Here is a 21,913-nt window from a genome sequence, read left to right as displayed (position 1 = left end):
ATTCAGCAGCTCCTTTCAAGCCGTAAATAGCCGGTTCTCTAACTCTCAAAATGGACCACTTTCTTGGGGGAAGGTCATCCCCTTATCACGCCAGCCTTCCAAGGTGCGGGGGCTCATCCTCCAACGAGCCGCCACTTCGGCGGTCGTCAGGAAAATCATATTAACAGTGTTCGAATTCATTGGAGCCTCGACGTTTGTGAGGCGCTCCAATGAGAGCAAACTTTCAGCCGTGAATACTCAGGTAATTAGAGTCGATTTTTCTTGCGACCTCTTTTCGTCCATTTTTCGCGCTCACTCGGCGGTAATTGCTCAAGGGCTCTTTCCCACGCTCGATCAAACATGGGGCCGGAGATCGTGAAGGTACTTTGAGTGGTTACAAGCTCTCGGATATCGGACTTAGAGGTTGACGGAGGATTGAGTGACTCCATGCAATCCAGGATGTTCTCTGCGAGTAAGGCATCGTTGCTCGGCCTCCCTGAGGCTTGAATTAGAATGTCGGTCAGAAGACGTTGCCCGGATCCGATCGTCCAATTTTTGATCGAGATCACTGCGCTTTCCCAATCTTTGTTTTCTAACTCTTTGCGCTCGTAGCCAGAAGGCGGCCTCCCGGATCCCGAATACAAACCAGAGGTCATCACCTCTCTGATCCGTTTCTCTATCAACTCGTGCAGAGCTTGCTGTTCGAGGAATTCGTCTGATTGTGGTCCAGGCTCCCAGTGATAGGGGAAAAGCCGGAGCTTGAAATTCTTTCCCTCAGACTCGCGTTTTACCCATTTGCGGTCTTCTGAAACCTTAGCCAGTCTTTCCAGATCCTTGTTCTCTTCATCTGACAACAGAAATTTGGCTACAAATTCTTCGAGGGACAATTTGTCTCCCAGTCGAAATTTCGGCGTCGCTTCAGTCATTGAAACTAACGTATCACAAAGTGGCGCGGCGTGAAGACCCGGATCGATAACGGCGATTATGCTAAGCGGTGAACCAGCGACCTGCGTTGGTTTTAGGCCTCTTGTGCAGTCATTGAATACGGAGGCTACAGTGCTGAGTGCCATGCGAAGAGCCAATCGCAAAATGGCTAATGGAGAGGAGCAAGCGCGCCCGTTGGTCGCGAGGTACTACTATTATGCTTCAATTCATCATTTTTACCGCACCATTGCCGGTGAACCGCTCTCTAGGAGCCACAACGTGCGTAGCGGTTAGCTAAGATTCATCTTCAGAATACGAGTTTTCGATCTTCCGAAGGAGATCGAACCATGCTGCGCTATTCACTCCAGATCAAATCTGCGGACAGCGAGATTGAGCTAGAAGCACCAGACATTGGTGCTGCGCTTGCCATAATCGATATCAACGCATGTGCTGAAGGAGCGGAAATCTGGCAAGGCGGAGAACGTGTTGCCCGGCTTGTTCGCTGCGGCGCCTCCTCGTTACCTTTTTGGATGGTCGTTTGAGTTTCAGAGACTGGAGTTGCCGGAGCCTGCGCAGATGGGGAACTTCGATCCGCGTAAGACAGTTGAGATCGCATGGAAGTGAACGAGATAGTGGCGGTCAGCTTAGCCTGCGAGTTCGTTGAACCGCTGCATCAATACGTCACTGAGCATCTATCGAGGAAATATCCCGCCTAAGGCGTGGCGTCATTACGACCTGACTGCTTTCCTTTTGCTGGTGCCAATTCAGGTGCCAGCAAGCGCCCAAGGCCATAGCGCGACCATGCAGTTTTCCGATTTAGTGCGCGCAGGCTTTTGGACCATGCTAGCAGTCGTGCTGGTAATAGCCTTGCTACCGAATGCAGAGGCGCCGACGATCTTCGCATCCGACAAACTCAATCACATTCTCGCGTTCGCTGCCTTGAGCTCTGCTGCCGCGCTGGCCTGGCCCAAGGTCAACTTAGTGATCCCGATTTGCCTATTGGCAGTTTACGGTGGGCTGATTGAGATCGTCCAGTGGCGCATGGCCCTTGGTCGTCAGGGCGACTGGATGGACTTCGCCGCCGATCTGGCTGCCATTCTCGTCGGAACTTTGATTGGTCGAGCACTGGGATCGATTATCCGGCGCATGTCACCCGAACCCGATCTTGGACACTAGTTCTCCCACCAGGAATACTGTCCTCTGCTTGTCGCGAAGCTACAAGTCCAACTAACAAAAGATAAGTAACGTCGGCACGCGTCCAAGATTTTATGCGACCCGGGTCTTGGCGTAGCCCCGCCTCACTTTCGTGTGGTGGGGCTCTTTCGTTCGTTTCACCGCATCCCATCTGCGGCCTAAGGAACCCTGGTAAAGGTCGGGCGTTCGGGGTCGCATATATGGGGCGCATCCTTAGCCGTCCCAAAATTTGCCCGCACTAGCTCCTGTCAGTCGACACCAGCCGAAGCGTGAGGCTACAACCTGAGCATTCCTCGTGCTCCCACTGGATAGAGCATCCTAATGTCTATCGCTACCTTCCTGTTGATTGCCGTTTTCGTTCTGGTTTGGGCTTGGCTTCTGGTGGTGGTCACTGAGCGCATGTTTCGCGGGCACCGCCGGCGAAGAGTTGCGGAGGAAGTTGAAAAGCTTCGCTTGTCTAGACCAATCGACTAGGTTCACTCCTCCCTAAGAACAGCCGATTGGTCGGGCAATTTGGCGCCTAGGCTCGCGCCCGCGACCCGAGGGTCTGCGGCTTCCGCATCCTTCCAGCCTTGGCCCTCGCCCAGAAAGGCGGGGGACCTTTTCGTCCAGCTGCGCCAAAGGCCAGAGGCGGTTTTGCGACATGTACCGGGCGCGTTGTTAAACGTTAAAACGCCCCATCGCCTCTATCGTATCTCTTTTGGTTTAAAATGGGAATCGGTGCATGTCATCGCTCCTCTCCTTGGTCAGTTATCGGGCGGCCTGACTGGTTCTTTGGACCAGAGGGATCGGAAGTCTCTCTTGGGTAGAGACGCAGTGCAGATTGGTGCCTGTTGGTGCCAAGGCAGACACACCGCTATCGGCGCCAACTTATGATAATTGGCGCATTCCTGAGTTCAGCTGACATCCAAAAGAGCGCCCCGCCACAGAGGCGGGGCGCTGAGTTGAAGAAGCCGACAAAGTGGAAAGCCGGCTCCTTGGTCGCGTGTTAATTCGGTAAAAGGTCAGAAGTTTACGGATTTCGGACCTTGGCGGTTGCCTTGGCCTTTCACCTCGATCCCCCCGCAAGCGACCGGAAGAACTGCCAAGTAACCATTCGTCCCGTTGACCTCGCCGTCGGTCCCTGCTCCTGGGCCGGGCGCTACCGTCAGGCCGTGTAGGACGATCTCGCGGAAATTGAGGGGGAAGACAGCGTCCTTGTCGAAACCGTCGCCGAAGATGGCGCCGTCCATCAGATCGAAGGTCATTTCATATTCGATCGTGCCATCGCCATCAGGGTCGAGATCTTCGCCGAGCGGCGGCGGACCAAGCGGAATGATGATCGGACCGTATTGCGGCACACCTTCGCCAAGCTCTATGAAGCCGTCGCCGTCCGCATCATCCTCGAGAGTTGGACACATCGCATCGGTGGGATTGCCAGCTGCGTCGAGAGTGCCATGAATATGACCAACGTGAAGCCCATCCATCTCGAGCCCAGTCGCATTGATCGTCACTTGGAGGTAACGATCCTTCAGCAGACGTAGGTTCACCTTGCCCTTCACGCCGCTGTTATTCAGTTCGGTCAGTTCGACCTGGTAGGTCTCTGCCTTGGGTTGCGCGATTGCAATGCCGGAAAGGCAAAGCCCTGTTGCTGCGGTGGTCGCCATGATGGCAGCCTTCAGTTCCATGCTCTTCATATTTCGTCTCCATGGTTGTCGTGTGCCATCTCTTGTCCAGACCTCGAGAAGTCGTGCGGGAGGCAAGCGGTGAGAGGGCAATGAAAGACCGGTCGACGCCGGTCATTGAACCTGCAAAGGGCCGAGGCTTCCGCCTCGGCCCTCCTTCCTGGTCCGCAGGAAGGCGTCACAGCAGGGGAGATGTCACCATGACGCTTGGAACCCGGCTCGCGCGCCGACTTCGCCAGAATCGAAGCCTACGCCGATCCCACCGGTGAACACCGTACTGTCACTGACTCGAAGCCCAAAGGATGCAGAACCTGCAACGCGATCGTTGAAGTAGCCGAAGCCTCCTGCCACGCCGATCGTCTTGCCCGGCATGATGATCGGCGATTCCATAGCCAGTGCCAGCGCAGCTCCTTCATTGGCCTTGCGCGCCTCGACACTGTTCTGGTTAGCAAGGTCGAACAGCATCGTCTGGCTGGTCTGAAGGTCCATGATGGCTGCCGAATTGCCGGCAATCAGCATAGAGTTCCCCGCGATCGCCGCGCTGTTGGTTTGGACATCTGTGAAGCTGGCGAGATTGCTCATGCCATTTGCGGCGCTAACGCCCAAGGTGCCGTTCGCATCGGACGTCACGAAGGCGAGCGGTCCGACCTGCGATCCTGTGCTGGCATCGAGCGAAGCGACGACCACTTGCCCGTCGTTCGCCGCCATCGCTCCATTCCCGATGGCAACCGAATTTGCGCCTGCAGCGACAGCCTGGTTGCCTAACGCGATCGCTCCGCTGCCCGATGCATCCGCCGCTTCGCCGACAGCAACGGACCGAACTCCGCTGGCCTCGGCAAGATGGCCCAGAGCCGTAGCGCGCTCCGCCGTCGCATTCGCGCGCCAGCCGTAAGCAGTCGCACCGGCTCCGACTGCCGATGACTGGCCACCGACCACGGTGGTGGAGGGACCGCTAGCTATGGTCGAGAAGCCTGTTCCGCCATCACGATTGCCCCCGATAGCAATTGCATCCCCGCCGGTCGCTTGCGCGGTGTTGCCAATCGCAATCGCGTTGGAACCCGAGGCGACAGAATCTTCGGCACCGGCGAAGCTTTGATCGCCAGATGCCGTGGACTGATGCCCGACGGCCGTGCCCATCGCGCCAGAAGCAACCGCCTGCCATCCAATCGCCGTAGCGCCCGGAGTGGTTGCGACGCTTTCGCCGCCGACGGCGGTCGTGGAATTGCCCATGGCGAGGGCTGCATCGCCTATCGCCAGCGCATCGATTCCGTTCGCAATGGATTCATTGCCGATGGCGATCGCCATGTCGGTCTGGGCATCGGCATTCTCGCCAATCGCAGTGGAGCGAACGCCCTGCGCCGTCGCCAGGTGGCCAATGGCCGTCGCGCGTTCGGCGGTGGCTTCCGAGCGCCATCCGTAAGCGGTCGCGCCAGGCCCCATGGCAGTTGCCTGCCCGCCGACGACAGTCGTCGATGGACCGCTTGCAATAGTTGCCGAACCCAGAGCACCATCCCGGTTGCCGCCAATCGCGATAGAGTCGCCGCCCGTGGCCTGTGCAGTATTGCCGATGGCAATCGCGTTGGTACCGGATGCGACCGCGTCCTCTCCACCGGCGAAACTCTGGTCGCCCGAGGCCGTCGACTGGTGGCCGACTGCGGTTCCCATCATTCCGGTTGCTTGTGCTTGCCAGCCGAGCGCTGTTGCCCCTGGTGTGGTAGCATCGCTTTCACCGCCGATCGCAACGCTCGAAGGTGCGCTAGCCGTGGCAGGATCGGTGCCCGCATCGTCGCCTCCGATGGCGACTGCGTCCGTGCCCGTCGCGGTCGCGCCATTGCCCACAGCCGTGGCCCCTGCGGCACCAGCCGTATCGGCATCGGTGCCACATTCAGTGGATTCAGCAGCGGTGCCATCGTTGCAATCCGGTGTGGTGTCCGCGAGCGCGGGAGCGCCAAATGTGAGCATGGCGCTGCCGGCCAGCAGCGCGACAAGGTGCGTCTGTTTGAATTGCTTGGTCATGGATAAAATTCCCTTTCTGATTTCGGACCAGAAAGCTGATCGACGTCGATCCCCCCTTGCAGCGAAGTCGATGCGCCAATGCGGATCGTCCCTGTTTCGCCACGCAGACCTACGGGTCACAGCCTGTCGTTCATGATGAATGACGCAAGCAGCTACCCCGCAGCCTGACGATCGGATGCGGTTAACCAGAAATATTGTTCTTAAGTATTTGAATAGAGTTCGAAATAAATTGGATTTTCGAACGGTGCGATCACACTTGGTCGAGCGTCCCTGCCAGCAGGATCGGCGGCGTGGGCGCCTCATGTCTGGTACCAATATCCTCTTCGAAGGTCACTGCGAGGGTCGCGCCCTCGCGCATAAGCGCCGCCTCGTCGGATGAAAGTCCCCTAGAGAATTCTCCCCGCTGCGGAATGTATCCGAGCGATATCGGCGTGCCTCCAACTGGAATGACCCAGAGCTCGGGCGCCTGGCCAGCCTCCGGTTCAAGGCCGGCAATCTTGAGTGACAGACGATTGTTTCGGGCATCAATAAGTCCGGCGAGCTTGCGACCGCTTTCCTCGTCCTGCAGCTGCGCGACCAGTTGCGGCCCACGCGCTTCGATGATGGGTGGTGCGCTAGGGGGCAGACTGCTCGGCCGAGTGAGGAAGAAAGCTAGTGCAACGGCAGCGAGTGCGGCACCTGCAAGTGCCGTGGCAACGCTCCAGGGCGCCGGTTGCCTGCTGGCCGGCTGCAGGGCAATGGGTTCTGCTCTATCGTCCTGGATACGCCCAATTTCAGCTTCGATCCCGCGCCAGACTGCCTCAGAAGGTAATAGAGCCTCGGTCGCCTCGCCCATTGAGGCCAACCGGATGTTCCACCAATCAACCGCGTCCGCAAAATTGCGATCGGTCCACTGGCGGCGCTGGGCAGCCGCAAGCTCGGATCCCTCAAGGACGCCGAGGGCGAATTCGCCTGCCGTGACGAAAGGATCCTCCGCAATCGGATCGAGCTCATCAGCCACCCAGGCACCCCTTCAACGCGCTGAGTCCGCGCCTGATCCAGCTCTTCATGGTTCCGAGGGGAACTGCGACCTTGTCGGCAAGCTGCGAGTAAGAATAACCCTCAAAAAACGCCATGCAGATGGACTGGCGATGATCGCGCTGCAACTCCTGCAGGCAGCGGCGTAACGCTTCGCAATCTTCCAAGTGGCACAGCCAATCGTCTGCGGGGATCAGTTCATCGTCGGACATGTCGGGTAGAGCGTCGCCGGTGACCTCGTTCGCCCGGCCTACGCGTCTTGCATCGTTCAGAGCCGCATTGCGCGCCAGAGTGCAGAGCCAAGTGATTGGGCTACCCTTGGCTTCATCGTACCGCCCAGCACGTGTCCAGACTTTGACGAATACATCCTGCAGCAGATCTTCGGACCGCTCGCGAGAGCGGACGATCCTGACGATGGTTCCGTAAAGCTTGGCGGAGGTCAGGTCATAGACGGTTTTCAGCGCCATGCGATCGCCAGCCGAGACGGCAATAAGGGCTTCCTGCAACTTTTCGCGATTGTCTTGCATTCAGCGGCGCCCCCAACGATCCGGAGCGTAGAGCGTTAATGTTGAAACGCAACCTCGCGGCCCTCAAAGAGCGGCTTCAACGCGACTCTGAGGGAGCAGGGATCGAACGGCTTTCGCGCGCTCGTCTGCTTGTGGGCGGAAAGCTGACATTAAAAGACGGCTTGGCAAGATCGGAAATTGCGGGTGAGAATACCCCTATCTGCCGGGACGGTACGTAAGCGACTAAGATCGGGCTACCAAGTAAACTGGCCTCCTACTCGCGCGCCAATTCGTGACTTGTTTCTGATGCGGAAGTTTGGTTCACGATATGCCGTTGCAACACCCAATGAAGCTGTGATTGCGATCCGCCCCCCCTGCTGCTCTCCAAGCATGTCGTTTGCTACTACAGTTGCGCCTGAAAGAGAAAAAGCAGTGGCACCTTGGTAGTTTCCCCAATTTACGGACACTCCGCTAGTCTCTCCTGCCACCAAATCGGGATTGGTCATCGCTATCCCTAGTGCCACACCTTGCCGATTTTCGATCACATTTCTAGCCAGTAAGCCTCCATCAGAGCCAAGGTTCCCAGAACTGTCCGTGGTGACTAACGCTAGCGGCCCAATTTGCGATGCCATGCTCATAGGTGACCCAAGCCCTGGCATAGAGTACGTGTTTCGCGACGATCCAATTGCGACTTGGTTCTCGCGGGTGGTTACTGCGCCCGAGCCAATAGCCGTCGAATTAACAAATAAAGCCGTTGCCTCCGTGCCAATTGCGGTAGCTCCATGACCGGAGGCGCCTGTACCCTGACCTATTGCGATGGCTCCGATGCCTTGAGCCGAACCACTGTCGCCTAAAGCTAATGCGCTATCTCCAATGGCTGAATTTTCTAATCCGATTGCCAAACTACCGTTCCCCAACGCGACATTGCCGGCTCCGACTGCAACTGCACCTTGGCCGGTAGCGAAGTTGGGGTCGCCAATTGCCACAGCACCGTTACCGCTGGCTGTGTTGGCAAGGCCGATCGCTACCGCTGCCCCTTGTTGAGCGATTGCATCGGTCCCGATCGCAATACCGCTTTCTGTCAAGGCGGCTGCATTTGTACCGATTGCAATGCTAGAAACGCCCAATGCTTGTGCTTCGCGCCCCACAGCCACTGCATTGCTGGCTCCATCGCCAGCAACCGCATCGTAGCCAATGGCCATAGCACCTTTCCCATTTGCCTGGGCATGCAGACCCATGGCAATCGAACCCTCACCATAGGCGGCGACTGCAAAACCGACACCCGTAGAACCGTGTCCATTCGCGAAACTCAGGAAGCCCAGGGCAACCGACCCCTGGGAACCTGCGAACGACTGGGGGCCAACTGCTGTAGCACCGTCTCCGTTCGCGTTTGCGTTGGAGCCAACAGCCGTTGCAGCTATTCCATTCGCCGACGCCGCGTAGCCGAAGGCCGACGATCCCCTGCCAATCGCCGCTGCATTGGAACCGATGGCTGTTGCACCGAAGCCGTTTGCCTCAGAGAAGGCCCCGACCGCAAGCGATCGCTCTCCTGTCGCCGAAGCTTGCTCCCCCATTGCCCCGGCAAAGAGACTATAAGTCGCCGCACCATTGCCAACTGCAATCGACGTTACCCCTCCTCCGGCATAGGCCGGATCTCCCCCCGCTCCAGCGCCTGCAATCGAGCCACCGCCAATCGTAATCCCATAAAAAAATGAAGTGTTGTCGGGATCGCCCAGAGTAATTCCGCCGCCCGCAGCAGATAGTCCGCTCAATGTGCTGAGTGAACAGCTAGGAAGAAATTCCTGTAGGAGGCCTGTCCTCAAGCCGAGTCTGTCCACATAATCCCCGGCATATGTCAAAATGAGTCCAGGAATTTCGAAATCCGCTACGGCAAATGCCGCTCCAACAGCTTCAAGGACTGTCCCAGATTCTTGAATCCTTTGAGATTCAACATCCAAGGCTATTGCTGCAGGACGCAAGTACTCTGAGCAGGGGTACAGTCCTACATCATTGAAATTTTCACGAAAAACACCAGTACTACTAGCTATTTCTAGAATCTTGTCACCGATCATTTTGCGCAAGGCTGATGTATCGTAACCTTCGATGCTATTTGAGGAATTCTCCCTAATATTTAAAAGATCGATAATCTCCTGATTAACAGAATTACATCCTATTGTAATCTTTTTAGAGCAGGAAACTAGGCTATTGACATATTCAATAATTTGCTTTCTAAATGCATCGCTCTGTTCTTGGGTAATATTGGGAGGAATGAGGAATTGCTCACTACCTCCTTTTATGTCTGACTGTGAGATTTCTTGAGCTGCGAGAGTGGTATTATACATAAGCGCCGCTAACACGGCACTAGCAGCGGTTAATATTCTCAACCTTGATGGAACCGCCAAGAAGAGATGGCCCTGGGCACAATTTGCGTCAGAATCAGACATGGTTCCCCCCCCGCTTTCAAAACTGAGGAGCAATGTCGACCAGCAGAACCCATCAATTAACATGGAACATCAACTGACTATAGTCAGCATAAATCGCGGCCCAAAATAAATTCGAATCGAAATATATTTGTGAAAGCTTAGTCTTGATTCGTATATTGACAACCATTATTATTTCCGTGCGAAAGCAATACTTTCTGGCTTTTTTCGTGCTGAAGTTGCCAGCTGGCCCAGAAATTTTGTGACGTCTGTAATTCATATAGACTGAGTCGAGTGCCTCGTCGTTCAAAGCCCAATCCCAATGTAGTCACCACCTGCAACCAAGTGTTGGCTGTTCAATCGGTCATTGGCTGCAAGCTGTCGGCCGAGCTGAGGGGAGTTGGCGGTCTGAACGGTCTACTCAGGACCAGGAAGCAAGGCCAAAGGGGGCTGCCCTTCTAGTAGCAAGCGTTGCTTTCTCTGCTGAGGGTCATATCCGCCTAGAAAAATAGAACTGGTCGATTCAATATTGACGAGCAGATGAATATTGATGGTGCTTGAGATTGTCCGCGTTGGCAGCTTTGCTCCCGCGAATGCGAAAGCTGACACCTCAGTATCTGCCCAATCGGCGACATTCGCAGATTATTTGGACCCAATATAGTTTCATGATTGGAGAGTAGACCGTCAAACTTAGAACGCTCTGGCAATTCCGAATTCACTTCGCCAGCGCTGATAGTCATAGATCTCGATGGGACTGCGATTACTCTCCCAAGACAGCTTGAATTGCGGCGCCCACTCGTGCCAAGACAGGCCTCGGAACGTCGCTCCGATGCCAGCCTTCAGATAGTCGTCTGATCGACGCTTCGGGTAGATCGACAGCCGTCTGTCATTCTCGGAATGTTGGTAGTGCAGCGCACCAAATAGTGTTGTTCGTGACAGATCAAGCCATCCTACCAGGCCGACCTGCCCGCTGACAGAGGAGTAGGCAGGGTCCCTCGCTATTTGGCGCGTGCCGCCCAGGGTCACGCTCATCCCGCTTCGACGGCTCAGCGCGCGCTCCCACGATCCTGTTGCGCTAACGAGGTGCGCATCCTGCAATTCGTTCGCTCGGTAATCGTAGTAGGCGTATCCTAGAGTGGCCTGCACTTGTGTTCGGCGACCAATGGGACGCTGCCAGCGAGCCTGCAGGTCCCATGCGTTGTAAACCTGCTCTCCGCCGAACCAACGACGCTGCGCTCCAAACGAAAGCAGAAGCCTGCCGCTAGATAGGTCGAATTCCGGTCCGATCGATCCTACCAGCAGATGGTCATTGAAGCGGCCTCGCCTGTAGATGTTGGATGCAATGCCAGCTCGAGTGACGATGGTGGTGGCCTCGTCGAGACGAAGTCTTGCGAATGCTTCACCACCGATTGAGACGCCGATCCCGGATCTTTGCTTGTCTTCTTTCGCCAGATCAAAATCACCGATGACAGTCGCTAGCGTGTCCGATCTGGTAGCACGATTGACGTTAGAGTCCGGAGCGAAGGCGAAATTGAGGCTCGCACCATATGGCCTTCGATCACGCAGGGCAGCCGAGAAGCGGTCGACCAGACGCGCAACGTCGGGAGGCAGTCCGCCAGCCTGCGCTTCCCGAAGCGTCTTTCGCGCTGCATCCAGTTGGCCCATCTCGCTTTGAACTCTGGCGAGTTCGAGACGAGCGCGTTGCGCACCCGGTTCTTCGTCGAGTATCCGGCGAAGAAGACCACCTGCCCGGCCCCAGTCGCCGGTGCTGCTTGCTAACATCGCCAGCCGAAAACGCGCTTCGTTGCGGATACCGAGCTGAGGATCCTCGAGCAAAGCTTCGAGGATCCGGCTCGCCAATAGTCTGTCGCCGCGAGCGAGCGCTGCTTGTGACAGCCGCAACATGTCGTCGGCAGACACTGACACAGATGGAGCAGCAGCGGTGCCCTCCAACGGTTCTTGCGATCGATCATCAGTCATTGCCTGCATCGCGAAGATCAGCGCGATAAGCACTTCAGTTACTTTTTCTTGGCGACGATAATGCCTGCCATCTGCCCGCCTTCAGTAGTCGACGGGTATGTGAAAGGCGCCTTCCAGCGTGCCATCAGTTCGGAAGCGTCGGGGCCGTTGAAATTGCCTTCGAACCACGATGGGACTTCCACACCGTCGATGGCGAAGGAGCCCGAGAAACTGTTGCTGCCGACGCCAAGAACAGTTTGCACGAATTGATATGTCCCGAGCGAATAGCACTCCCAGGGGCACACAGACGGATTCATTTCACCTGCGAGAGTGCCGGCTCCGAAGTCGAACCTGAATTGTGCAGTGCCGGTGACATAGTCCAGATAAAGACCTCCCCCTGCATAGGCGTTACCGGAGCTGCCGACCACGACGCCGTCAAAGGTAGCAGTGCCGGAAGTGGGGATCCGCGCCGGGTCTGTCGCTTGGCCATAAGCGAATATGCCGGCAGTCCCCGAGGACGCCTGGCCATCAATGTTGATGTCATCTCCCCAGTATCCGTAAGACGTGTAGCTGAGGGTCTCATCTCCGATGACAGCGGCACTAGGCCACTGCAGTGTCACCAACGCGTCCTGCCGACCGGAATCGCCATCGAGCACGATACTCTGAGAAGAATAGATATTCTGCCATTGCCCATTGGCATCCAGACTTCCGTTTAAGTTGACCGGAATGATTGCTCCTTCTCGCAACCCGGGCAGAGTGATCATGTAAGTGCCGTCAGAAGTCCGGCGCGAGAATTTCACTTCCGCGCGATCTAGCGACGAGACGACAAAGTTTCCGGTCGCATCCTTCCCGTATTCCGCAGCTACGCCGAGGACAGCATAGGCTCCGTATGCGTCGATCCCGACGATGGTATTTGGATCAACCGGAGGGGGCGTAGGCGGAGGTGGAGGCGGCGGTGGTGGAGGTGGAGGTGGAGGTGGAGGAGCCGAGCCCGAGGGAGGGAACGGTGTCGACCCAATACCGCCCCCTCCGCATGCTGCCAGCATGCTGGCTGCGCATGCGACAATCGCTATCCGTACTGGTGATTTCTTCATGACAGTATCTCCCGATGCAAACCTGCTGAAAAGTTCAGAACTCCCCGGCGACGCCGACCTTGAACGCGTTGTTCTTGTTCCCTGCGAAGGAAACTCCCAGGCCGATCGCGAAGGGTTCAGCCGTATCCAGTCGATGCATGATCGAAGCGCCGACAGCTTGCTCGCCGCGGAACGTGGCTCCGTTCACGACATAGCTCGTTCTTCCCGGAGCAGAAGGTAATGGAGCCTGACCCATGGCCACTGCTGCTGCGATCCCCTGCCGGGTATCCCGGCGATCGATACTCTGCTGGGTCGCCAATTGATCGACGCTGCTGGCGAGCGACAAGGATGCGGCTTCAAGTTGGGACATCCGGCCATCCTGCGTGGCGAATGAAGCCTGCAGCGCGGAGACGGCGGGAAGCAACGTAAGATTCTGTCCAAGCGTGCCATTCTCATCGACGGTCGCCACGCCGATCGTACCCGTCTGGGCGGCGGTGCTCGCGGCTATGTCGCCGACTCTTACCGAAGAGCCAGCGCCGCCAAGACTGACTTGGCTCGCCGCAGTCGTCGCCGCACCGACACCAATCGCGACCGAGCCGGCGTGCGTCGCGCTGGCCCTGTTGCCAATAGCGATGGACCCGATGCCCGAAGCTGTGGCCAGAGCGCCGACCGAAACGCCGCCGATCGCATTGGCCGTCGCGAGGACCCCTAATGCAACCGTGCCTTGCTGCGTAGCGACCGCGCCGTTGCCGAAGGCGCTGGCGCCCATGCCGGTAGCCTGGCTGAACGGTCCGACCGCAGTCGAGTTCTGCCCGCTGGAGATGGACTGGTAACCGGCGGCAAGCGTGTAGTTGCCTGACGAAACCGCCTGATACCCGATCGCTTGCGATCCAAGGCCGGTAGCGTCGGACTGGGTGCCGATCGCCATGGTGTTTTCGCCCAAAGCTTCGGCTTCAGCGCCGACGGCCAGCGCATATTCGCCAGACGCCACAGCATCCACGCCGCATTCCGTGCTCGCCGTCCCGGATCCCGAGTTGCACGGCGCGGTACCGTCCGCGAAAGCAGGCGCCGAAATGGACAGGACAGTACAACCAGCCGCAAATAGCGAGACGCATTTCTTCTTCGAAACCATGGTTTCCCCCTTGCGTTTTTTGCCTGGAAACCGCTCCAAGCACTTTGCCGCGCGACGAGATCGAGATGCGATTTTCAAAGCCATGAAGCATGTTATAAGGCTCTTCGATCAGGCCTCGCGTGGCCCGGCAGGTTTGCGTGAACGGAAGGGTTGCGTGAATGAACGAAAGCCGATCTTTTCCTGATCTTTCGCGGGTGCGGACTGATGAAAGTGCTCCGCTGATCGATCGCCGCGACACACACCATCTCGCGCGCCGGGAGGACATTCGCATCGGTCATGCGACCGTGCGTCCATCGATCCGAACAGTGGAAGGACCAGGTGGGGTCGCTACTGCAGAACCGCGGGTGATGCAGGTGCTGCTGGCGCTGATCGACGCAGCGGGATCGGTCGTCACCCGCGAAGATCTGATCCATCATTGCTGGAAGGGGCAGGTCGTCGGCGACGATTCCGTAAACCGCGCGATTAAGGAAGTTCGCAAGATCGCGAAAGCCGTCGATGCCGCATTCGAAGTCGAAACCATCCCACGCATTGGCTACCGTTTCAAAGTCCCTGAAGATGGTGGGACGGATAAGGGCTTGCCCGAAACCGAAACCACGGTCGCTCTCCGGCTAGATCGGAGGGCTCTTCTCGCCGGCGGTGCCCTTACGCTGCTAGGAACAGGAGCAGGATTGGCCTGGTGGAACGCAGGCTCCGATCGTGCCGGCCATGACAGGGTTAGCACGCTCATGGAGCGCAGCCGCATCGCGATGCGCTCTGGCGATCCGGCAAGCGAGCGGGAGGCAGAAAGCTTGCTCGAAAAGGCTGTGCAATTAGCGCCTGATCGAGCGGACGCCTGGGGTTTGCTTGCACTGACGCGCGCCAGGCTCGACGAACACATTATCGACGATACCCAGCAACCGCTGCACCGGATCGATGAGGCGGCCAACCGGGCCCTCGAACTCGACGCCAACAACGCAGATGCAACTGCGGCACTCGCCTTGGCGGTCCCATATTACGGAGACTGGTTGAACGCCGATTACCGGTTCCAGAACGTGATCCAGCGACATCCCGACCAGATAATCGCCCGTGATGCGCATTCTTTCTTTCTGGGTTCGGTGGGGCGCATGAAGGAGTCGGCGGATAAGCGCATGACGTTTGTCGATGAAGGTCCGCCCGATGCCAACCTCCACTATCGCAGTGTTTACGCGTACTGGTTTCTGGGCGATCTCGAGCGTGCGAACCGGGCAGCCTCACGCGGTCTAGAGATGTGGCCGCGCCAAGCAGGCAACTGGTTCGCCCGTCTTTGGATATTGCTTTCGAGCGAGCGCTTCGACCGCGCCCTGGCTTTCATCGACGATGCAACGGGACGTCCACCCTTGCCTGATCCGATCGTGCAAACCTTGCGGACTGCGGTATCGGCGAAAAGCTCGAGCGATCCGGAACTGCGCCAGGCGGCCATTGCGATGCTCATGGGCGGAGTGCATCAGAATGTCGCTGCTGTCATCAACGCCATTATGCTTCTCAATTTGCTCGGGGCGATGGACGAGGTTTTCGCGGTTTCGGAAGCCTACTATCTTGAAGCCGGGCCGATCATCGCCGCAGTTAAATGGCGTCCGGGCGAGCCCCTCGTGCCGGACCAACGTAGGCGTAAGACCAACCCTCTTTTCACTCCGATGGCAGCGCCAATGCGCGCCGACCCGCGATTTCTTCCGCTAATCCAGAGAATGGGTCTGACCTCCTACTGGGACAAACGTGGTGTGGCGCCTGATTTCCTTCGCTAGAATTCGAGTTGCACGCCAACCGTGAACTCCCTCGGATCGCCGGCGGAAGCCAAGGTGGGATCAAACATGTATGTCAGGTAAAATGTATCGAATACGTTCTGTGCCTGAGCGAACAGGGTCACTGCCCCGGTTCGATATTCGCTCCGCAGATCGACGAGCGTGACATCGGCGATCCTGAGATCCGGGTCGTTGGAATCGTCGCTGAAATAGCCCGTGTGATGGCGCACAGAACCTGACACGCGGAGACCTGCGAGAGGCTTCCAGTCGATGCCCAGCGATCCGCTGAACCGAGGAGCCCGCTGGAACTCCTTGCCAAGCGTGTCGTCCGCTCCGAGCACCGACCGAACGAGTTTGGTGTGTAGCAGCCCACCAGCTGCGCGGATGGCGAACTCCCTGCTCGGCTGGAAGGAAGCTTCGATTTCGGCTCCATAGGATTTTGCTTTCGGAGCATTGGCATACTCTACCGTGTCGAGCGTCGATCCGTCGCTGGCCGTGACAGTTACCAGTTGCTGACGCTGAGCATCGCTTATGTCGTTGTAGAAAACATTTGCTGCCAGATTCAATGTGCCGCCAGCAGCGTGCGCGCGCAGGAAGGCTTCGTAGTTCCACAGGCTCTCGGCATCAAAGGTATCTTGCCGCCGTGTCCGGAAGCTGATCGACGTGCCACCAGGATTGTACGCCTTTTGCACCATGATTCCGAAAGTTGTATCGTTGGAAAGCTTGTAGACCAGCGATGCCTTGGGAAGCCATCGCTCAAACTTTTCGTCATAGTCGACGAAAATACCCATCGGCAGTGTTCCGACGAGGCCGTTGCGATCCTGTGCATCGCGCTGATATCGGCCTCCGAAAGTTGCGGTAACTTTCCTACTCAGGGCTATTTCCGCTTGTCCGAAGATGCCCAGACTGTTCTGCCGGTCCTCAAAACTGCCGCTACCAATCCCTAACCCCGAAATGTCGATCTCCTGATCGAGGTCGGCTTCCAGGTAGTTAAGGCCAAAAATGAGCTTGGCGCTTTGGCTTGGACGCCAATGGACCAAGGCCTCTACCGATCGGTCCTTGGATTGCGCGCGCGTGATTCCCAAACCTGGAAACGAGAAGCGACGGACAAGCGCATCACCATAGGAGAACGTCAGTGAAGACGAAATTGCTTCACCGCTGTCATGCCGTATCTGCGAGGTGAAGGAGTCCACGTTCACCTTGTGCACCCCGTTGGTGCGCACGAAGCCGGTGGTTCGCCGCTCAGCGAAGGGCCTCTGCACCGCTTCGAACTGTGGTGACTGACTATCGGTGTGAACGAAGGTGTTTTCGATCCGCAGGCCCGGCAAGGCGGCAGGTTCTACGAGCATCTTGAACCGCGCCAGGCCGTAGTCGTCTCGCCTTATATCGACATCGGGAATACTGTCGGCCAGGTCACTTGCGGTCTTGCCGCGCCGCAAATCGCCGCTTGCCCGGAAGGCAATCTGGTTTGCTACGATCGATCCGCTTAGTTGCGCTGACATTTGTCGTGTCGAAGAATCTGCAACTAGAGCGCGTGCGCTCGCATGCCAGTCGTATGACGGATCGTTCGTCTCAATGAAGATTGCCCCAGCGATCGCGTTGCGTCCTTGGGTCGTTGTTTGGGGACTGCGGAAGAATTCGACCCTTTCAAGATCCCATAGAGGCACTGTCGAGTTCACGAACTCGAAATAGCTGACTGCGCGTCCATCGATCTGCAAGGTCGTGCGCGGTCTGGTGCCGCCGAGAAAAGCGAACAGATTGCGCAGGACGCCGGTGGAATCCTGCCCCCTGATAGCCGGGCCTTCCTCGCCCGATCCGACCTGAACATTCGGAACCATCGCCAGCAGTTGCTCCAGCCGATCGGCACCTGTTTGCTGTATGGCCTCGTCTGTCAGGATGACAACGCTCGACGGTGTGTCGCCCATCGTTCTCGCCACCCGCTCGCCGGTTACGAGAATGTCTGGTGTATCGACCTTCGGCTCCTCTGTCGGTGTCCCCGCAGGCTGCGTGATCACCGCGGTAACTTGCAGTGAAAACGCCAGCACGCATCCCAACACGCGAGGTCTCCTCTCGATTGTAGCCGAATTTGATCCTCTTCAATGTGGCGGTCAAGAAGCGATCGTGTTGGATACATCTGTTGCAAGGAACGACAGCGTAGATTCGGATCGAATACCGGGGGACTTACTCTTCGATATGCGTCGACGGCAGTTGGCGGCGGCTCGACCCAGCGAAGATTCATCCGATCTTGTCCGGCAATCCGAATAGAGCCATAAATTTGCCGGCGATGAGACAATCGCCTTCGATGATCACCTCCATCTCCTCGGCCTGCATTCCAACGTAGAACATTCCTGCCAGCGATGGTCCCGAGGACGCGACGAAGGTCGCGTCGCAGTCTGTCGGATCCTCGCGACGCACGGGCATGTCCCCGTCGTTCAGCTCCGCCACGAAGCCGACCTCGGGAAAGCGGAAGCCGATCCGGGCGCGCATGCCTTGGGCCGCTGCCCTGTCGAGCATCGTGCGCAGCGAGAGCATGAAACTGGTCGGCGAGAGCGGCAGCGTGGGATCGTGCTGCGAAGACATCGCAGCCCAGCGGCCCAGTTCCTGGATCAGCGGTTCGGCAGCGTAGCCCCACCGGGTGAGTTCGTAGGCCTGCGCGTTCGAGGGCGGTGGCAGGGTTTGCCGCGCTAGCACTCCCGCGCTTTCGAGCTTCTCCAGCCGCTCGGTCAGGATCTTGGCCGATATTCCGGGCAAATTGGCGCGAAGCGCGGAAAAGCGCAGCGGGCCGAACATCAGTTCCCTGATGATGAGGAGCGACCACCGCTCACCCACCAGTTCCATGCCGAACGCAGTTCCGCAGGCGTCGTTGTACCACTTGCCATGCAAGGCTGGAGCGGATTCGGTTTCTTTTTGTAACTCCATAGTTGCTTTTAGTAACTACGGAGCGCATCAAAGGCAAGTTCCGAGTCGCGGCAAACGAAAGGGAGCCAGCAATGACCGACATGATTTTCGTGAACCTGCCCGTCGCCGACTTGGCGGAATCCACTGCCTTCTACGAAGCGCTGGGCTTTAAGAAGAACGAGAGATTTTCGAACGAGCAGGCATCCGGCATGGTGTGGTCCGAAGCGATCCACGTAATGCTGCTGGACCACACCTTCTATTCGACCTTCACCGACAAGAAGATCATCGATGCCAAAGCCGTGAGCGGCGTGCTCAACTGCCTGTCCTTCGAAGACAAGGCTGAGGTCGACGCGTTCCACGACGCGGCGAAATCCGCCGGTGCCATCGAACCGCGCCCGATCGAGGACCAAGGCTTCATGTACGGTGGGTCGATCGAGGATCCGGACGGCCATATCTGGGAGACCATGTGGATGGATCCAAATGCAGCAGAGATGGGTCCGGAAGCCTTCGCGGCGGAGCAGGCCTGATGGTCGAACACGGCGCCCTGACTGTCATCGGCTTGAAATGGGTGCCGTCCTTCGCGCAAGGCCAGGTTCGCGATCACCGCGTTCGCTGGGCGCTGCGTGAGGTCGGCTGGGAGTATGAAGTCGAATTGATCGATGGCGCGCATATGACGACCCCCACCTATCGCGCGGAGCATCCCTTCGGCCAAGTGCCCCTACTGCGCGAGGATGGTCGCGTCACGCTGTTCGAGAGCGGCGGGATCGTGCTCGACATCGCCGAACGGACGGGACGGATGCTGCCTTCGGACAAGAACCAGCGGGCTCTGGCGAAATGCTGGACCTACGCCGCGCTCAATTCGGTCGAACCGTTCCTGCTTGAGTTGTTCTTCGCCGATATGATGATCGAGGACAAGGAAGTAGCGCGCGGATACCGGCCCCATGCCGAGAAGTTCGCTCGCGACCGGCTAGACAAGCTATCGGTGGCGCTAGGCGATCGCGACTGGCTGGTGGGCGATGAATTCAGCATTGCCGATCTGATGACGGCGTCGGTGTCCAAGGTTTCCGAAAACTCCGGCCTCATTAATGACTTCCCCAATCTCGCGGCCTGGCGCGAGCGATGCTTTGCCCGACCCGCTTTCCGCGACTCGATCGCCGAGCAGCTTGCGGAATACGAGCGCCACGGACCCGCCGACATGGGATGGGATCAGGACCCGACCAAAAACTGAGAGATGAGGAGAGATGAAATGACCTACGTGAACGGCTTCGTGCTCGCCGTGCCGAACGGTAACAAGGCGGCCTATATCGAAACTGCCCAGAAGTTCTGGGACATCGCGAAGGAATTCGGCGCGCTGAGTCAGGTCGAATGCTGGGAAAGCGACGTCAAGGACGGCCACACCACGGATTTCCGACGCGCGACGAAGGCCGAGGACGGCGAGAGGATCGTCTTTAGCTGGGTCACTTGGCCCGATAAGGCCACAGCCAAGGCCGCCGAGACCCGGATGATGGAGGATCCGCGGATGGAGGAATTCGGCGAGATGCCGTTCGACGGCAAGCGCATGGTCTATGGCGGGTTCGAACCCGTCGTCGAAAAGCATGCGTAAGGAGAGTTGGCATGACGGATCAGGATCGCGGAAGCTTTATTTGGTACGAGCTGATGACCACCGATGCCGGCGCTGCGGGCGACTTCTACAAGGCGGTGATCGGTTGGGACATCGCCGCTGAGCCCACCGGCGACAGCGACATGGATTATCGCATGATCCAGCGGAGCGACGGCGGCATGGCAGGCGGCGTGCTCGTGCTGACCGAGGCAATGTGCGCGGGCGGCGCGAAGCCTGGATGGCTTGGCTATATCCATACCCCTGATGTCGATGCGACGCTCGACACGATAAAAAAAGCGGGCGGCGATGTACAGATGCCTCCCGTCGACATGCCCGGCGTAGGCAGGATCGCGATGGTCGCCGATCCGCAGGGCGCGCATTTCTATCTCATGACACCCGTGCCTCCCGCGGACGATCCCGACGCAAAAAGCGATGTCTTCGATGTAGTGAAGCCCCAGCACTGTCGTTGGAACCAGCTGCAGACCACCGGCCCCATGGCGGCTGTAACGCTCTATCGCGACCTGTTCGGATGGCAGCAGGAGGGATCAATGCCGATGGGGGACATGGGCGATTACCTGTTCATCCAGAACGACGGTGTAGGGATTGGTGCGATCATGCCCCTCATGCCGGATGTTCCCGACCCGGTATGGAGCTATTTCTTCGGGGTCGACGACATCGATCGCGCGACTGCGGAGGTTGTCGCCGGAGGCGGCCGGCTGGACGGCGACGTCCAGCAAATTCCTGGTGGGGAGTTTTCCGTCCACTGTTTTGACCCGCAAGGGGCCGGGTTTGGTCTCGTGGGACCACGACAGCGGAATTGAGAATGGCCGAAAATACAACAAGGTTGCGTTCGCATGAGGGTTACCGCGAAGCCAAGGCGACCGACATAAAGCTTATCCAAGAGGCACAAGCCAATGGCTGAGATCGCAAATCTGACAACGGTGCTGTGGTTCGACGGCGACGCGGAGCAAGCGGCGCGATTCTATGCTCAGACCTTCCCTGAAAGCGCGGTCGGCGATGTATTTCGCGCGCCTGCCGATTTCCCCAGCGGCAAGAAGGACGACGTGCTGACGGTGGAGTTTACCGTGTTCGGCCGAGCGTTTTCGGGCCTCAACGGCGGCGACATGTTCGAGCCCAACGAGAGCGTGAGCTTCATGGTCGTGACCGAGGACCAAGAGGAGACCGATCGCTACTGGAACGCCATCGTCGCCAATGGCGGGGCTCCGAGCGAATGCGGCTGGTGCAAGGACAGATGGGGCTTCAGCTGGCAGATAACCCCGCGCACATTGCTGGAATCGCAGCAGGCAGGCGGAGAGGAAGCTAGGCGTGCCTTCGAAGCGATGATGACCATGCAGAAGATCGACGTCGCCGCGATCGACGCCGCGCGCAAGGGAGATTGAGGCAATGGCACGAAAGATCACTGGCGCCGCGTTCCTGTCGCTCGACGGGGTCATGCAGGCCCCCGGGGGACCGACCGAAGACCCAACGGGCGGATTCGACGAAGGCGGGTGGATGTTCAAGATATGGGACCCCGGTATCGAGGAGACCCTAGGCGATCTGTTCTCGGAGGACTACGATCTCCTCCTTGGCCGGCGGACCTACGACATCTTCGCAGCCTACTGGCCCTATGCCGAGGAACCGGAGAACCGCCCGATGCGCGATGCCTTCGATGCGGCGAATAAATATGTGCTGACGCGAGGGGCGCAGAAACTAGATTGGCAGAACAGCCATCGACTGACGGGCGCGGAGGATGTTGCGCGGGTAAAGGCTGAGG

20 protein-coding genes (1 of these 20 running past the window's edge) are annotated in these 21,913 nt (G+C 58.1%); 9 read left to right on the top strand and 11 right to left on the bottom strand.

The features are described from left to right. Positions 1-245: 245 nt before the first annotated feature. A complete protein-coding gene (locus tag GRI48_RS12605; RefSeq protein WP_160676839.1) occupies positions 246-1,049 on the bottom strand; it encodes a hypothetical protein in 804 nt (267 codons plus the stop codon). A 201-nt stretch (positions 1,050-1,250) separates the two neighbouring features. Here GRI48_RS12605 and GRI48_RS12600 point away from each other — a divergent pair, with 201 nt between their 5' ends. Further along, entirely contained in the window at positions 1,251-1,445 is a 195-nt protein-coding gene (locus tag GRI48_RS12600; protein WP_160676836.1) for a hypothetical protein, read from the top strand. A 118-nt stretch (positions 1,446-1,563) separates the two neighbouring features. Further along, complete coding sequence (locus GRI48_RS12595) at positions 1,564-2,079, top strand: VanZ family protein (RefSeq protein WP_160676833.1); 516 nt, start codon at positions 1,564-1,566, stop codon at positions 2,077-2,079. 1,022 nt (positions 2,080-3,101) lie between these two features. Here the strand turns inward: GRI48_RS12595 and GRI48_RS12590 are convergent. The 8 genes from GRI48_RS12590 to GRI48_RS12555 all read right to left on the bottom strand — a co-directional run bounded on the left by GRI48_RS12590 (position 3,102) and on the right by GRI48_RS12555 (position 13,968). Further along, the gene (locus GRI48_RS12590) at positions 3,102-3,764 is read right to left on the bottom strand and encodes a hypothetical protein (protein ID WP_160676830.1); all 663 of its coding nucleotides are present in this window, start codon (positions 3,762-3,764) and stop codon (positions 3,102-3,104) included. 192 nt (positions 3,765-3,956) lie between these two features. Beyond that, the gene (locus tag GRI48_RS12585; RefSeq protein WP_160676827.1) at positions 3,957-5,777 is read right to left on the bottom strand and encodes a hypothetical protein; all 1,821 of its coding nucleotides are present in this window, start codon (positions 5,775-5,777) and stop codon (positions 3,957-3,959) included. 250 nt (positions 5,778-6,027) lie between these two features. Then, a complete protein-coding gene (locus GRI48_RS12580) occupies positions 6,028-6,777 on the bottom strand; it encodes an anti-sigma factor domain-containing protein (protein ID WP_160676824.1) in 750 nt (249 codons plus the stop codon). Further along, positions 6,770-7,321, bottom strand: coding sequence for a sigma-70 family RNA polymerase sigma factor (locus tag GRI48_RS12575; protein WP_160676821.1), 552 nt, complete (start codon positions 7,319-7,321; stop codon positions 6,770-6,772). Before GRI48_RS12575 ends, GRI48_RS12580 begins: the two co-directional genes overlap by 8 nt. Positions 7,322-7,554: 233 nt before the next feature. Next, positions 7,555-9,744, bottom strand: a complete 2,190-nt coding sequence (locus GRI48_RS12570) for a hypothetical protein (protein WP_160676818.1) — start codon at positions 9,742-9,744, stop codon at positions 7,555-7,557. 666 nt (positions 9,745-10,410) lie between these two features. Continuing rightward, positions 10,411-11,733 carry a surface lipoprotein assembly modifier gene (locus GRI48_RS12565; protein WP_160676815.1) on the bottom strand — a complete coding sequence of 441 codons (1,323 nt, stop codon included), beginning with the start codon at positions 11,731-11,733 and terminating at the stop codon, positions 10,411-10,413. A 5-nt stretch (positions 11,734-11,738) separates the two neighbouring features. Continuing rightward, positions 11,739-12,443, bottom strand: coding sequence for a transferrin-binding protein-like solute binding protein (locus GRI48_RS12560; RefSeq protein WP_160676812.1), 705 nt, complete (start codon positions 12,441-12,443; stop codon positions 11,739-11,741). A gap of 364 nt (positions 12,444-12,807) precedes the next feature. Further along, positions 12,808-13,968, bottom strand: coding sequence for a hypothetical protein (locus GRI48_RS12555; RefSeq protein ID WP_160676809.1), 1,161 nt, complete (start codon positions 13,966-13,968; stop codon positions 12,808-12,810). A gap of 74 nt (positions 13,969-14,042) precedes the next feature. On the opposite strand from GRI48_RS12555, the gene GRI48_RS12550 reads away from it, so the two are divergent. Beyond that, the gene (locus tag GRI48_RS12550) at positions 14,043-15,644 is read left to right on the top strand and encodes a winged helix-turn-helix domain-containing protein (RefSeq protein ID WP_160676806.1); all 1,602 of its coding nucleotides are present in this window, start codon (positions 14,043-14,045) and stop codon (positions 15,642-15,644) included. On the opposite strand, the gene GRI48_RS12545 is transcribed toward GRI48_RS12550, so the two are convergent. After that, positions 15,641-17,698 (bottom strand): TonB-dependent receptor domain-containing protein, encoded by a 2,058-nt coding sequence (locus GRI48_RS12545; RefSeq protein ID WP_160676803.1) that lies wholly within the window; start codon positions 17,696-17,698, stop codon positions 15,641-15,643. The two genes, GRI48_RS12550 and GRI48_RS12545, sit on opposite strands and share 4 nt — an antisense overlap. 178 nt (positions 17,699-17,876) lie before the next feature. After that, the gene (locus GRI48_RS12540; protein ID WP_160676800.1) at positions 17,877-18,560 is read right to left on the bottom strand and encodes a winged helix-turn-helix transcriptional regulator; all 684 of its coding nucleotides are present in this window, start codon (positions 18,558-18,560) and stop codon (positions 17,877-17,879) included. 71 nt (positions 18,561-18,631) lie between these two features. On the opposite strand from GRI48_RS12540, the gene GRI48_RS12535 reads away from it, so the two are divergent. From GRI48_RS12535 to GRI48_RS12510, 6 genes are all read left to right on the top strand, one after another. Further along, positions 18,632-19,066, top strand: a complete 435-nt coding sequence (locus tag GRI48_RS12535; protein ID WP_160676797.1) for a VOC family protein — start codon at positions 18,632-18,634, stop codon at positions 19,064-19,066. Then, entirely contained in the window at positions 19,066-19,767 is a 702-nt protein-coding gene (locus GRI48_RS12530) for a glutathione S-transferase family protein (RefSeq protein WP_160676794.1), read from the top strand. The genes GRI48_RS12535 and GRI48_RS12530 overlap by 1 nt, the downstream gene beginning before the upstream one ends. An 18-nt stretch (positions 19,768-19,785) precedes the next feature. After that, complete coding sequence (locus tag GRI48_RS12525) at positions 19,786-20,142, top strand: DUF1428 domain-containing protein (RefSeq protein ID WP_160676791.1); 357 nt, start codon at positions 19,786-19,788, stop codon at positions 20,140-20,142. An 11-nt stretch (positions 20,143-20,153) separates the two neighbouring features. Further along, the gene (locus GRI48_RS12520) at positions 20,154-20,960 is read left to right on the top strand and encodes a VOC family protein (RefSeq protein WP_160676788.1); all 807 of its coding nucleotides are present in this window, start codon (positions 20,154-20,156) and stop codon (positions 20,958-20,960) included. Between the two features lie 93 nt (positions 20,961-21,053). Continuing rightward, positions 21,054-21,539 carry a VOC family protein gene (locus tag GRI48_RS12515; RefSeq protein ID WP_160676785.1) on the top strand — a complete coding sequence of 162 codons (486 nt, stop codon included), beginning with the start codon at positions 21,054-21,056 and terminating at the stop codon, positions 21,537-21,539. Positions 21,540-21,543: 4 nt separating this feature from the next. Next, on the top strand, positions 21,544-21,913 hold the 5' portion of the coding sequence (locus tag GRI48_RS12510) for a dihydrofolate reductase family protein (RefSeq protein ID WP_160676782.1). It continues 308 nt past the right edge of the window; the window shows 370 of its 678 coding nt (coding positions 1-370); it begins with the start codon at positions 21,544-21,546; the stop codon falls past the right edge of the window.

It is taken from the genome of Qipengyuania oceanensis, from assembly GCF_009827535.1.
GTDB classification, from domain to species: Bacteria; Pseudomonadota; Alphaproteobacteria; order Sphingomonadales; family Sphingomonadaceae; genus Qipengyuania_C; species Qipengyuania_C oceanensis.
The sequence above is the reverse complement of the archived record's forward strand: the minus strand, read 5'-3'. Positions and strand labels throughout refer to the sequence as shown.